The sequence below is a fragment of the Mycobacterium sp. genome, from assembly GCF_035314665.1.
Classification (GTDB): domain Bacteria; phylum Actinomycetota; class Actinomycetes; order Mycobacteriales; family Mycobacteriaceae; genus Mycobacterium.
Genome location: NZ_DATFZD010000045.1, coordinates 1 through 12,194, shown reverse-complemented (window position 1 = coordinate 12,194; position 12,194 = coordinate 1). Strand labels below are relative to the sequence as shown.

The following is a 12,194-nucleotide window of genomic DNA, read 5'->3' as shown; positions in this document are numbered from 1 at the left end:
CCGGCGACAGCAGAAAGACGATCGCCGCCGAGACTTCAGCTTCAGTTCCGAACCGCTGCAACGGGATACCAGGCGTCAGGTCGTTGCGAATAAACGCGGTGTCCTTGTCCTCGTAGGTATCCAGACCCTGCGACGCGATCGATCCGGGGGCGACCGTGTTGACCCGGACACCCGATTCGGCCCATTCCGTCGCTGCGCACTCGCTCAGCGCGAGCATTCCACCGCGCGCCGCCGCGGAATGGGAGAAATGTGGCCAGCCGTGCCAGATGTCGGCGATCATGTTGACGATCGTGCCGCCGTGATCGACCATCCACCGGTTGTAGACCTCCCGCATGACGATGAATCCACCGGTCAGATTGCTGCTGACCACGGCCTCGAACCCCTTTGTCGAGATGGTTCTCATCGGAGCGCGATATTGGCCGCCGGCGTTGTTCACCAGGCCGTCGATGCGGCCATGGTCGGCCAGCACCCGCTCGACGGTGGCGATGACCGCGCGTTCATCGCGAATGTCAGCGACATGCGTGGAAATCGAACCACCGTCGGATTCGATCTCGGAGAGCACACGCCCGAGCTTGACCTCGTTGCGCCCGACGATCGCGACGTGAGCACCGAGCGACGCCAACTCATGGGCCGTGCAACGCCCGATACCGCTCCCGCCGCCGGTGACGACGACGATGTGGTCACGAAACAGGTCCCGGCGGTAGATCGAGTTGTAGGGCATGTTTTCCGTCCTGGGCTGTTAGTGGAAGTCGGGGCGCGTCGTCACCCGGTCGGCGTCGCGCCGTTCGATGAACTCTTGCTTCCGTTCGACGATCTCCGGATTGCCCATGGTCGAATAGCCATACAGGCACTCAAGCCTGAGTTGGTCGTCCAAGGGTCGGCCCACCACCTCGAGGATGGTCTGCTTCGCTGATTCCACTGCGGCCCTGGGATTGCGCAGAATCTTTGCTGCGATGTCCTCGGCCGTGGTCATCAGATCGCCATGGGGCACAACCCGATTGACCAGATGCACTTCTTTGGCCCGTTGCGCGTCGATGGGTTCACCCATCAGCTCCAGCTCCATCGCGATACCCACCCCGACCGTGTTGACCAGCCGGACGATGCCCCCGTCGGCGAAATGCATGCCACGCCGCATGTGGAAGAAGCCGAAGTTCGCGTGCTCGGAGGCGATCCTGATGTCGCAGGCTAGGGCAAGTTCGATGCCGCCTCCGATGACCCAGCCGTTCAGCGCCGCGATGATCGGTTTGGGCGTCCGATGTAGCCCTCGGGTGATCCGGCCCGCGAACCCGTTCTCGAGTAGGCTGCGTCCGAGTTCGGGCCCGGCGTTGAGCCAGGGATCGACATGCGATTTGAGGTCGGCGCCGGCACAGAAGGACTTGTCCCCGGACCCGGTGAGGATCGCGATTCGAACATCCCGATCGTCGCGGAAATCTGTCCACGCCTCGAACAGCAGCTCATCGGTCTCGGTGTCGATGGCGTTGTGAACCTCGGGCCGGTTCAGCGTGATATACGCGATTTGACCACGCTTTTCGTAGATCACCTTGGCCATAGCGGTTCCCTCCGGAGTCATGCCGAGACCGCGCCGCGTCCGGCCTTGTGTCGGGCAATAAGCAGCTTCATGACTTGCGCGGTGCCGTCGCCGATCTGCAAGCCGAGGACATCTCGCAGGCGTTGCGCGTAGGGCATTTCCTCGGTGTAAGCACCGTGCCCGTTGAGCAGCAGACACGTCTGAACGATGTCGAACGCCAACTTGGGTCCCCACCATTTACACATCGCCGCCTCGGCGGTATGTGGCAACCCCTGGTCCTTGAGCCACAACGTCTTCAGGCACAGCAACCGGCATGCCTCAAGTTGGGTCTCGGCCTCGGCCATCGGGAACGACACGCCCTGATGCGCGATCAGCGGTTTACCGAAGCTGGTCCGCTCAGCGGTGTACGTCCAGGTTTCGTCAAGCGACTGGCGGGCGACCGCTAAACACTGAAGCCCGATCAGCGCACGGCTGTAGTCGAAGCCCTGCATCACCTGGACGAAGCCGTCATTTTCCCGGCCGATCAAGTGCGTTGCCGGTATTACCACGCCGTCAAAGTGCACCGATCCCCGCCCGGCGCACCGACCGCCGAGATCGTCGAACTCGCTGGTTTTGATGCCCGGCAGGTCGAGGGCGACAAGGAAGGCACTGATTCCGCGCGCACCGCTGGACTGCACACCCGTGCGGGCCCAGACGATCGCGAACGTCGCCTGGGTCGCAAAGCTAGTCGACGTCTTCTCGCCGTCGAGGATGTAGCTAGCACCGTCTTTGGTTGCCCGCAGTGTCAGGTTCGCGGCGTCCGATCCGCCGCCCGGCTCAGTCAGGGCGATTGCCGGGATCATCGCGCCGGCGGTCACACCGCGCAGCCACGGCGCGACCACCGCGGGATCTCCGTGCCGGGCCATGATCGCGCCGCTCAGCGACATCGTCACCATCAACTGGCCGATGTTGTAGTCGGAGCGGCAGACGGCCTCAAGGACGAGACCCGCTGTCGTGCAGTCAAGTCCGAGGCCGCCATACTCTTCAGGCAGCTCTACCCCGAAGAGTCCGAGGTTGCCCATAGCCCGCAATGTCGCGCGGTCGAACGCACCTTCCCGCTCGCGTTGCTTGTAATACGGAGCCAGCTGCTGCTCACCGAAGCCGCGTGCCACATTGACGAGCGCCTGTTGCTCCGCGCTGATCGAGAAGCTCAAGGGTCCCTTCATGGCTCTCCTCGTGGTGACTGGTGGCGACCTCGGTGCGATGGCCGTCGCGACGCACGAACGCGACGATGACATGCCGGACGGCAGCCGATCCAGTGCCCGACACCTCAGTTGCCACCATGATACATAATAGCATCGCATGATGTGTATTTGTTCGCCGATGTCACGTCACGCCCGACCGAGGAGGCGCGCGAGGCGCCTCGGCCCCGACTATCCGCCGCTGTACTTTCGGAGACGCTCTGAATAGTTGGCGTTGAAATCGGTGTAACGCTCTCGAAGTCGATTGCCTGGCCACCTCGATGGGAGCAGCTCGTCCGGCAGATACGGATCGAGCAGCAGGTGTCGGATTACCTCCGCTGTAGCGATGAACCCTTGGGCGAGACTCTCTGCCTCGTCGAGCACCGTCAGCAATCGGTCCGCCTCGGCCGCCCATCCGGGCAAGTCCCAGAGCGACGCTGCCAGGCTCGACGAGTCAGAGTGATGACTGACAAAAAACTCACACTGCTCGGCGATGACCCCGTCGAGTTCGCGAGAGAGGTTGTCAGGCCGCATCCACACCCCCTCGCGCAACTCGCCCATCCGGTGCCGCACCATGCTCTTACGCAGGGCCACGCGTTCGGCCAACGGCCGGGTCGTGCTTGTGACGATGGCCATCTCCCAACCCCCAGTCCACCGCCGAGTGGGGGGCGAGGTGAGCGCATCCTGTTGGGCCTGCCGTCGCAGCAACCGCTCGGACAGGCGGTACACGCCATTCTCGACGGTCACGTCGCCGTCCTTCACCATGCGCGTCAGGGCAACGCGGGTGGCGCGGTCGGCGATCCCGAGAAGCTCCCCAACCTTCACCAAGGCGCTAACTGGAAGCGCCGGGGGGTGGTATCCGAGCAGAGTGCTCAACGCGACCGACCTTGCGGTAAGCGGGGTGATCGACGGCAGGTGACGGTCAGGAACGGCGGGAGACATACATGAACTCCATCACTTGTCCTACAACATCGATCGCAACGCGCTCACGCATCGGCAATTCAAACCTATTGCGGTGCACAGGTAGCCCAATTCCTTAGTACAGCCCGATCCGGCAGTGACGGGTGGGTCGGCCTGCGCGGACGGTACATCTGACGGCGGGGCGCCGGATCACCCCAGGTAGACGCTCACGATCAGCGCGGTGACCGCGAGCAACCAGCCGTCGCAGACCAGCCGCAGCGCCAGTGGCGCCCAACGCACCTCCATGAAGTGCCAAATCACCAATCGCACCTTAACGGCGGCGACGAGCATGATGGCCACCGTCGCCACCTCGGGCGTAACCGAGTTCTTCGAAAGCAACCAGGTCGATGCGCAGGTGGCCAGCATCAACGCGGCCCACACGATACTGACCGGCTTGCGAAGCAACTCCACTACTCACCTCACCAGATACAGCAGCGGGAACAGGATGATCCAAAGCAGGTCGACCATGTGCCAGTAGATCGCGCCGCATTCGAGAACGACGGGCCGCTCTGGGTCGAACGACCGGGATCGGGCCATGAACCACAGCACGAGCAGCACCACGTTGCCCGCCACGACGTGGAACAGATGAATTCCGGTCAGCGTGAAGTAATACATGAAGAAGTCGTTGGTCAACAGGCTGATGCCGGCATCTAACTTCTCGGTGTACTCGATGCCCTTTGAGACCATGAACGCGAGGCCGCAGAGAAAAGCGCCGCCGATGAAACGCTGCGCCAGCGCAAAACGGGACTTCCGCACGGCGTCGAGCGCGAGCGCGGCAAACCACGAGCTGGTGAGCAGGATGAGCGTGTTGACACCACCGAAGTTCGGGTTCAGGGCGTGTCGGGAGGCTTCGAAGAGGCCGGGGTTGTGATGCCGGCCGACGATGAACGACCCGAACAGGACGGCAAAGACCGTCATGTCGGCGATCACGAATACCCACACGCCTTCGACTCCGGGCAGCCGCCGCTTTGGATCGCCTACCGATACGAACTGGGTGTCGGTTTCCGGACTCATCACAGCACTACTCATCAACACTTTCCCTAAGCGACGAGGTGACCGGTCGTTGTCCGACCACCGCTGAGCAATGACGCGGGCAGGACGTCAGGCACGGATGGCCTCGTCCGCTCCCGACCGCGCACGACGCGTGCGAACTTTGGTCGCGACACTGTCGAATCGCGGACGGGAGCCGCGACCAACCGAAAGGCACCTGACCGATGGTGCAGGTCAGTTGGCGAGAGCCGTCGCCCGAGGATCCCCGCCAGCCACCGCGCGGCTGCTCTCGAACTCGCGCATGCGCCGACGAACATCCTTGATCAAAAACGTGCTTGCCGTTATTTCCCAGCACAGCCAGCAGAAGTACGGGAAGTAGTAGCTCATGACGCCATTCCAGGCGAACGGGCCGGTCTTCAGAACGCCGGTGAGGCTCGCCGGGAAGAAGGAGACCGCGCAGAAGATGGTGAGGTAGCACACCCAGTTCGGCATGAGAGGCGTCGCCTTGTTTTTCCGGTCCGCCAGAACTGCCAGGGCGAGCGCCACCATCTGCAACGTCGTGCATGCATACTGCAGGTCGATGACCAGCCAGCCGGTGTCGGTGAGCAGCTGGATCAGCGCCGGGTCCCGCTCGGGCCGGAATGCCGCGACGGCCCAGAAGCAGCAGCTGAACGACACGACCATGACGGTCAGCGCCCCACCGATGAGCTGCAGGTTAGCCAGCACCGGGTACCCGTCCTCGATCCGCGCCATCCGGGTGCTGATGTAAGAACACCACGGCATGTACAAAACGACCATGATGAGGGCGACGATGAAGCCCAGTCGAATCTGCCCGAGGTGCTGCGAATAGCGAGCGGCGAGGTCACCCGCGCTCAACGCGGGTGACGGATTCGGGATGTTGTGCCCGATCACCCCCCAGAACAGCACGAAAGTGACCAAGAAGGCGGGGCCACACCAGGCGCTAATGAGCTGGAATCTGAGGCTGGCTTTCTGATCCATCTATCGCTCCTGTCCGATCGATTTCCGGTTGATCGTCGATTGTGCGCGCGTGCGCACATAAAAACATCAGATGCTGCAGAATTGTAACATCGCTAGGGCGTCATGGCAACACCCCCAAGGAAGGGGCCCCTGCGTTCGCGCAGGGGCGTTGACAACCAGTACCTTCGGCCTTATGGTCTGACCATTAAAACATTCGGCGTAGGGAAGTGCCTTGAGCGTCACGTTCGGTATCTGTTGCCTCCCCGACATGGCGCGGGTTTGGTCGGGCAAGACGCCTAACAAGGCCGCATTGATTGACGGCGGCCGCGTTGTCACCTACGCGCAACTGAACGACCGGTCGAACCGCATCGCCAATACGCTTATCGCGGCGGGTATCCGGCCCGGGTCCCACATCGGTTTTCTGGGCAAGAACTCGGCGGCCTTCTTCGAGATCTGGGTAGGCGCGAACAAAGCGGGATGTGCACTTACGCCGCTGAACTGGCGCAGCGCAGCGGCGGAACTCGTGGAAGTTGTGCACGACGCAAACGTATCGCTGATCTTCGCAGGACGTGACTTCACCGAACTCGCAGAGCGGGTCCGCCAGGCGACGGAGACGGCTGTGCAGGTGATCCCCGAAGACGAGTTAGACCAGTGGTTTTCGCGTGGCGGCTCCGCAGACCCGCGGATTGCGGTGCCCGACAGCGCCACCGCCCTGCTGGGCTATACGTCGGGCACCACCGCTGCCCCTAAGGGCGTGCCGATTACGCATGGCGCCTTGATGAATTGGTTCCGTGCCGCAGCGACGGAGCCGTCAGCGAACTGGGACTCCCATGACGTCGGCCTGATGGTCATGCCGAACTTCCACCTGGCCGGCACCTTGGTGTCGCTCCCAGCGCTGTATCACGGTGCGTCCTTGGCGACCCTGCCCGCGTTCGAGCCCACAGCCTTCGCCTTTGCTGTCGAGCAACATCGGCCCACCGTGACCTGCGTGGTTCCCACAGCGATGCAAATGCTGCTGGACCACGCGTCAACAAACTCGGCTGATTTCTCATCGCTGCGCCGAATTCTCTACGCGGGCTCGCCCATCGGACAGCACACCCTGCAACAAGCGCTAGACGTGTTCGGTTGCGATTTCGTGCAGTTCTACGGCACCACAGAGACTTTAATCATCACACTGCTGCGGCCCGAGCAGCACCGCCTCGAGGATCCCGGACTTCTGAAATCCTGTGGCCAACCAATGCCCGGTGTGGAGCTGCGAATAGTGGACGCGAACGGATGCGACGTGCCCTCCGGCGATGCCGGCGAGGTTTTGGTCCGCTCCCCGTGGATGTTCAGCGGTTACTGGAACAAACCCGACGCGACCGCGGCCGCGATCAGGGACGGTTGGTATCACACCGGCGATGCCGGCATGCGCGACGAGGAAGGCAACCTTTTCCTCGTTGACCGTCTCAAGGACATGATCGTCAGCGGTGGCGAGAACATCTATTCGGCCGAGGTCGAACGCGCCTTGATGTCGCACCCCTCGGTGGAATCGGCCGTCGTGGTCGGCGCCCCAGATGAAAAGTGGGGAGAACGCGTAGTCGCCTTCGTTGTCACCTATCCCGACAAGCTGGTTGACGTGTCCGACCTGGCGTCGCACTGCCGCGACCTCATCGCGGGATACAAGGTTCCAAAAGAGATCCACCTACTGGACACGCTGCCGCACACCGCGAGCGGAAAGGTGCAGAAAGCGGCTCTGCGCCAACAACTTCAGGGGTAAGTCCTAAAGGAGAGCATTCGTGGGCTATCAATCAATTTTCAAAGAAGACCTGTTCGCCGGCCAGACGGTCGTGATCACCGGCGGGGGCAGCGGGATCGGGCGATGCACTGCGCACGAACTCGCCGCGCTGGGCGCCCGCGTGGCGATCGTCGGGCGCAACACCGACAAACTCGATGCTGTGCAGGCCGAGATCCACTCCGACGGCGGGCGGGTTTCCATCCACTCCGCTGACATCCGCGATGAAACCGCCGTCAGCGACGTCATCGACGCTATCCTCACCGAACACGGACGCATCGACGGATTGTTCAACAACGCCGGCGGCCAATACCGGGCACCCCTCGAGGCCATCACCACCAAGGGTTTTGAGGCGGTCGTACGCAACAACCTGACCGGTGGCTTCATCGTCATGCGCGAGATCTACACCAAGTGGATGAAGGAGCACGGCGGAGCGATCGTGAATATGATCGCCGACATCTGGCACGGCTGGCCGCATTTCGCGCACTCCGCCGCCGCGCGTGGCGGCATGCTGACGCTCAGTGAATCAGTCGCAACCGAATGGGCCGCCGCGGGTGTGCGGGTTAATACCATCGCACCCGGTTCCATCGCATCGAGCGGACTGGACACTTACGACAGCAAGGACACCGACTTCATCCGTAACCAGGTCGCCCGCGAAATCCCTCTGCAGCGCTTCGGGACCGACGCCGAGGTCTCCGCGGCGGTCGTGTTCCTGTTGTCGCCGGCCGCCAGCTTCATCACCGGGACCTGCCTTCGTGTCGACGGCGGCGCGCCGAACGCCAAGCCCGGGTGGTGGGAACTGCAACCGGTGCAACACAACACCCCGTTCGACGGGTTCCACCGCTCGGCAATGCCCACGATCCTCGAGACCAACCTGCCCAACTAGCCTTGAATGGAAAGGTCCTGTTATGACAGCAAAGGTGCTCTACGACAAGCGCGGTGAAGTCGCCTACATCACCCTCAACCGCCCAGAGGTCAAGAACGCCATCGACATCGAAGCCCACGAGCTGCTCTGTGACATATGGCGTGACTTCCGTGACGACCCAGAGCTTCGCGTCGCGGTGATCACCGGAGCCGGCGACGCCTTCACCGCCGGTGCCGATCTGAAAACCCATGCGCCCGAGTGGCAGACGGTCGGGCCGATGGTGGGGCGCGAACGGCTCGAGGACGGGCTGTGCGGAATCACCCGGGGACCGCTGTCGCGCATCACCAAGCCCATTGTCGCCGCGATCAATGGCTGGTGCGTCGGGCACGGGGTTGAGCTGGTGATGGCGTGCGACATCCGGATCGCCTCAGAGCGCGCACAGTTCGGCACCTTCGAGGTGCGTCGCGGAATGCATCCAGCGGACGGCGGCATCCCGCGTCTGGTCAACACGTGCGGTGTCGGGTTTGCATTGGAGATGCTGCTGACCGGCGAGCCGATCTCTGCCGAGCGCGCGCTGACCGCGAACATGGTCTCCCGAGTGGTGCCACACGAGAAGCTGATGGAGGAGACCGACGCCGTGGTGCAGCAGGTCCTGCGCTGTGACCAGGCCGCGATCGAATCGGCTAAGGAGACGGTGCTCGAAATCATCGGCCGCCCTTTGTATGACCAGCTGCGTGTCGAGGCGATGTGGGGTTACGCCCTATGCGGCGGCAACGTAAGCGTGATGGAGCGATCACAACAGTTCTTCGACAAGGTCGATCGCGGCCGAGCCGGGGCGACAGCCACTCCCCTGTGACCGCGCAGCCGCCAAAGACATGACTGAGCTGTTGCCCCTGACCGGACCCCGGAAACTGGTCCACGGCGAACGAGAGTCGTTCTTTGGTGGGCACGGGTGGCAGCGTAGCGGGCCGTCGGTTGGTAGCCCAGGGGCGGATGTCGGCGGTGGCTGCACGTGACACCACGCCGGCTAAAGCCCCAGCAGCGACGCGAACACCTGCTCGACACCGCAGCCGCGCTGTTCGCGGAAAAGCCATATGAAGATGTCTTCGTGGAGGACATCGCCGCGCGCGGCTGTGTCGAGAGCGACGCTGTATCACTATTATCCGAGCAAGCGACACTTATACGTAGCGATATTCAAGCGCACTAGTAGCCGGTTCCTGGCACGCGTCAGCCCTGATCCGCAGCTACCGCTGGCAGAACAGCTTGCCGCCGGACTCGAGGCCCACATCCAATCTTTTGTCGATCATCCCTTTGAAGCAGTCGCGATCAACCGCAGCGCATTATCGGATGACCCGGCGACCCAGGCGATCATCTCCGAAGAGCTAAACGTCGTGGGCCAACGCCTGGTCAATGAACTCGTCGCGGAGGGACGTCTGCGCGATGTCACCGAGATCGCCGTAGAGGGCTGGCTGGCGTTCGTCCGCGCAGCCTGCGTGAAATGGATTCAGTCGCAGAATATCTCGCGGGCTGACCTCACCGAAATGTGTCTACGCGCATTCGACTGCGCTCTGGGTACCCATCAAGCCGCTTGCGTGGCCAACAACCGTTTGCGGGTGGCGTCCTCGCGCTCAAGGTCCTTGAGCCGTTTGGCGTCCTCGACCTTCAAGCCGCCGAACTGGTTACGCCAGCGGTGATACGTCGCTTCCGAGAAACCCAGCTTGCGGCACACCGCCGCAGTGTCCTTACCCTCAGCCAAGGGCGAGGATGTGCTTGACGATCAGGCTGCACCTCTCTACGCCTGCAGTGGCCACTCAGCTGGGCCCCTCGCTGATACTTGACCACTTCGGTCTGACCATTCTAATGTTATTACCATGATGCGCATGGCCCACTTGCCGGTTTCTCGGCGCCCTTCTGCGGGCGGAACCCGGTGATGGAGCCAGACACGTTTAGCTACCGCTCCGCCGACGGCCGCAAGCTTGTCGGTTATCGCTGGGCGGCTGATCGGGGTCAAAAGGGCGCGGGAGTCGTCGTACTTGTTCATGGCATGGGCGAGCATCTTCGCCGATACGACCACATTGCCATCGCGCTAATCGCCCAGGGCTTTGAAGTTTATGGACATGACCACCGTGGACACGGCGCCTCGCTCGCCCGCAACCACGAACCCGGCGAGCTAGGACCTGATGGCTGGTCGGCGCTAGTCGACGATCTGAGTCTGGTGATCGGTCAAGCGAAATCAGACCATCCTCACCTGCGGGCGGTGATTATTGCCCACAGCATGGGTTCGTTTGCGACTCAACAATTTCTGCTGGATCACGCGGCCGACGTCCACGCGGTCGCGTTGACTGGGACTACTGCTCTCGACCTTCTCGAGCCGGCCTTGGACCTTTCCAACGATCTGGACCTCTCCGCCTTCAACACTCCGTTCCAGCCGGCCCGGACCGATTTCGACTGGCTTTCGCGCGACGAGTCCGTCGTCGACGCGTATCTCGCCGATCCATTGTGCGGATTCGGTATCGACACCGTGTCGGCGAGAGACATGTTCGTCGGTGCCCGAAGACTCGCCGACCCCGCCGAGGTGGCACGCATGCCGGCCAACCTGCCGATGTACCTGGCAGTGGGATCGAAGGACCCTGTCAACGGGGGTCTCACGTTGTTATGGGCACTGGTAGACCGGTACCGCGCGGCGGGTCTGACTGATGTCACTGTCCGTGTCTACGACGACGGTCGGCATGAGATCCTCAACGAGATCAACCGGGCAGAGGTGATCGATGACCTTCTGCAGTGGCTACAGCGTGTATCGGAGCTTCCCATAGTGAGGACGAACGCATGACTGACACCAGGGCGGATCTACCGGCCCCCAAAGACCTTGACGCGTCAACCGCATTAATCGTTGGCGGCACGGCCGGCATCGGGCTGGCCTCGGCCCGGGCGCTTGCAGCGGCCGGCGTACCGCGGATCGTGATCGCCGGTCGCAACGCCGAACGCGGTGAGCTGGCCGCGAAGTCGATCGCCGAACTCGGTGCTGCCGCACACTTTGTCGTCGGCGACGCAACGGATCCTGTCGCGGCCGCAGCTATTGCGACACAGGCAGACCAGATCCTGTCCGGTATCGACATCCTGATGTGCAGCACCGCCGCGGACGTGCGGCCTGAGCTGTTCATCGACATTCCGAGTACCGATATCGGTCAGATGCTTACCCAGCTAGCGCTGCCGTCAATGCATATGGCCAGCGCGGTACTACCTGGCATGCGCGACCGCCGAACAGGTGTCATCGTCAATGTGGCATCCGATGCGGCGAAGACCGCCACGCCGGGTGAAGCAATTATCGGTGCGGCAAAGGCCGCGATCGTGATGTTCACTCGAACGATCGCCATCGAGGAGAAGCGCTACGGCATCCGCGCCAATGCGATGACGCCGTCGCTGGTTTACGGCACCGCCTCCACCGAACGCATCACTGCCGACGGGTTCAGCGGCAAGCTCTTTGCCCGGGCGGCGCAGCAAGCCCAGCTCGGTGTGCCGACCGCCGACGACATCGCTGCGTTGACGGTCTTCCTGTGTAGCCCTGCGGCCGCGCGATTGACCGGGCAGGCGATCAGCGTCAACGGGGGTATCTCGGCGGCATAGACCTGCCGCGACACATTCCCCCTACGCCGTGTGGCCAAGTTTCGCCCACGCCGTGCCCTGACTAAGGAGCAATGCAAGGTGATAGATGCGCCCGTCGAGGTCTTGAGCCGCGTTGAAGACGGTGTCGGTTTTGTGACGCTTAATCGGCCCAAGGCGATCAACTCGCTGAACCAGGGCATGGTCGATGAGCTGCGCGCTGTTCTGGCCGGCTGGGAGCGCGACGCCGCGGTCGGTGCGGTGGTGCTCTCGGGCGCC

General features: G+C 62.8%; 13 protein-coding genes and 1 pseudogene. 6 read left to right on the top strand and 8 right to left on the bottom strand.

Annotation, left to right across the window (positions count from 1 at the left end):
- From VKI00_RS03405 to VKI00_RS03375, 7 genes are all read right to left on the bottom strand, one after another.
- Positions 1–721 (bottom strand): SDR family NAD(P)-dependent oxidoreductase (locus tag VKI00_RS03405; RefSeq protein ID WP_324435377.1); only part of this gene is annotated, 721 nt, incomplete at its 3' end.
- 18 nt (positions 722–739) lie between these two features.
- Positions 740–1,549: an enoyl-CoA hydratase/isomerase family protein gene (locus tag VKI00_RS03400; protein WP_324435376.1), complete on the bottom strand. Its 810-nt coding sequence runs from the start codon at positions 1,547–1,549 to the stop codon at positions 740–742.
- 17 nt (positions 1,550–1,566) lie between these two features.
- Positions 1,567–2,733 carry an acyl-CoA dehydrogenase family protein gene (locus VKI00_RS03395; protein ID WP_324435374.1) on the bottom strand — a complete coding sequence of 389 codons (1,167 nt, stop codon included), beginning with the start codon at positions 2,731–2,733 and terminating at the stop codon, positions 1,567–1,569.
- Positions 2,734–2,940: 207 nt separating this feature from the next.
- The gene (locus VKI00_RS03390) at positions 2,941–3,690 is read right to left on the bottom strand and encodes a PaaX family transcriptional regulator C-terminal domain-containing protein (RefSeq protein ID WP_324435372.1); all 750 of its coding nucleotides are present in this window, start codon (positions 3,688–3,690) and stop codon (positions 2,941–2,943) included.
- Between the two features lie 168 nt (positions 3,691–3,858).
- Positions 3,859–4,119, bottom strand: coding sequence for a cytochrome C oxidase subunit IV family protein (locus VKI00_RS03385; RefSeq protein WP_324435370.1), 261 nt, complete (start codon positions 4,117–4,119; stop codon positions 3,859–3,861).
- A 3-nt stretch (positions 4,120–4,122) separates the two neighbouring features.
- Positions 4,123–4,722 carry a cytochrome c oxidase subunit 3 family protein gene (locus VKI00_RS03380; RefSeq protein WP_324435380.1) on the bottom strand — a complete coding sequence of 200 codons (600 nt, stop codon included), beginning with the start codon at positions 4,720–4,722 and terminating at the stop codon, positions 4,123–4,125.
- A 210-nt stretch (positions 4,723–4,932) separates the two neighbouring features.
- Complete coding sequence (locus tag VKI00_RS03375; protein WP_324435369.1) at positions 4,933–5,697, bottom strand: hypothetical protein; 765 nt, start codon at positions 5,695–5,697, stop codon at positions 4,933–4,935.
- Positions 5,698–5,908: 211 nt separating this feature from the next.
- On the opposite strand from VKI00_RS03375, the gene VKI00_RS03370 reads away from it, so the two are divergent.
- Genes VKI00_RS03370 through VKI00_RS03360 form a run of 3 tightly spaced genes read left to right on the top strand, consistent with a single transcriptional unit; the run spans position 5,909 to position 9,171 of the window.
- Positions 5,909–7,435: a long-chain-fatty-acid--CoA ligase gene (locus VKI00_RS03370; RefSeq protein WP_324435368.1), complete on the top strand. Its 1,527-nt coding sequence runs from the start codon at positions 5,909–5,911 to the stop codon at positions 7,433–7,435.
- A 19-nt stretch (positions 7,436–7,454) separates the two neighbouring features.
- Entirely contained in the window at positions 7,455–8,336 is an 882-nt protein-coding gene (locus VKI00_RS03365; RefSeq protein WP_324435367.1) for an SDR family oxidoreductase, read from the top strand.
- A 22-nt stretch (positions 8,337–8,358) separates the two neighbouring features.
- A complete protein-coding gene (locus VKI00_RS03360; protein ID WP_324435366.1) occupies positions 8,359–9,171 on the top strand; it encodes an enoyl-CoA hydratase/isomerase family protein in 813 nt (270 codons plus the stop codon).
- Between the two features lie 738 nt (positions 9,172–9,909).
- Here VKI00_RS03360 and VKI00_RS03355 read toward each other — a convergent pair.
- Positions 9,910–10,071: pseudogene (locus tag VKI00_RS03355) on the bottom strand (transposase); the annotation flags it as partial.
- A 174-nt stretch (positions 10,072–10,245) separates the two neighbouring features.
- Here VKI00_RS03355 and VKI00_RS03350 point away from each other — a divergent pair.
- The 3 genes from VKI00_RS03350 to VKI00_RS03340 all read left to right on the top strand — a co-directional run.
- Positions 10,246–11,145: an alpha/beta hydrolase gene (locus VKI00_RS03350; protein ID WP_324435364.1), complete on the top strand. Its 900-nt coding sequence runs from the start codon at positions 10,246–10,248 to the stop codon at positions 11,143–11,145.
- Positions 11,142–11,939 carry an SDR family NAD(P)-dependent oxidoreductase gene (locus VKI00_RS03345; RefSeq protein ID WP_324435362.1) on the top strand — a complete coding sequence of 266 codons (798 nt, stop codon included), beginning with the start codon at positions 11,142–11,144 and terminating at the stop codon, positions 11,937–11,939. Before VKI00_RS03350 ends, VKI00_RS03345 begins: the two co-directional genes overlap by 4 nt.
- 78 nt (positions 11,940–12,017) lie before the next feature.
- Positions 12,018–12,194, top strand: a 177-nt coding sequence (locus VKI00_RS03340; protein ID WP_324435378.1) for an enoyl-CoA hydratase/isomerase family protein, incomplete at its 3' end; no start/stop codon positions are given.

Bases quoted from the DNA above. Each gene is read 5' to 3' on its own strand.
- VKI00_RS03400 (WP_324435376.1), bottom strand. From the start codon at position 1,549: ATGGCCAAGGTGATCTACGAAAAGCGTGGTCAAATCGCGTATATCACG.
- VKI00_RS03395 (WP_324435374.1), bottom strand. From the start codon at position 2,733: ATGAAGGGACCCTTGAGCTTCTCGATCAGCGCGGAGCAACAGGCGCTC.
- VKI00_RS03390 (WP_324435372.1), bottom strand. From the start codon at position 3,690: ATGTCTCCCGCCGTTCCTGACCGTCACCTGCCGTCGATCACCCCGCTT.
- VKI00_RS03380 (WP_324435380.1), bottom strand. From the start codon at position 4,722: ATGAGTCCGGAAACCGACACCCAGTTCGTATCGGTAGGCGATCCAAAG.
- VKI00_RS03375 (WP_324435369.1), bottom strand. From the start codon at position 5,697: ATGGATCAGAAAGCCAGCCTCAGATTCCAGCTCATTAGCGCCTGGTGT.
- VKI00_RS03360 (WP_324435366.1), top strand. From the start codon at position 8,359: ATGACAGCAAAGGTGCTCTACGACAAGCGCGGTGAAGTCGCCTACATC.
- VKI00_RS03350 (WP_324435364.1), top strand. From the start codon at position 10,246: ATGGAGCCAGACACGTTTAGCTACCGCTCCGCCGACGGCCGCAAGCTT.
- VKI00_RS03345 (WP_324435362.1), top strand. From the start codon at position 11,142: ATGACTGACACCAGGGCGGATCTACCGGCCCCCAAAGACCTTGACGCG.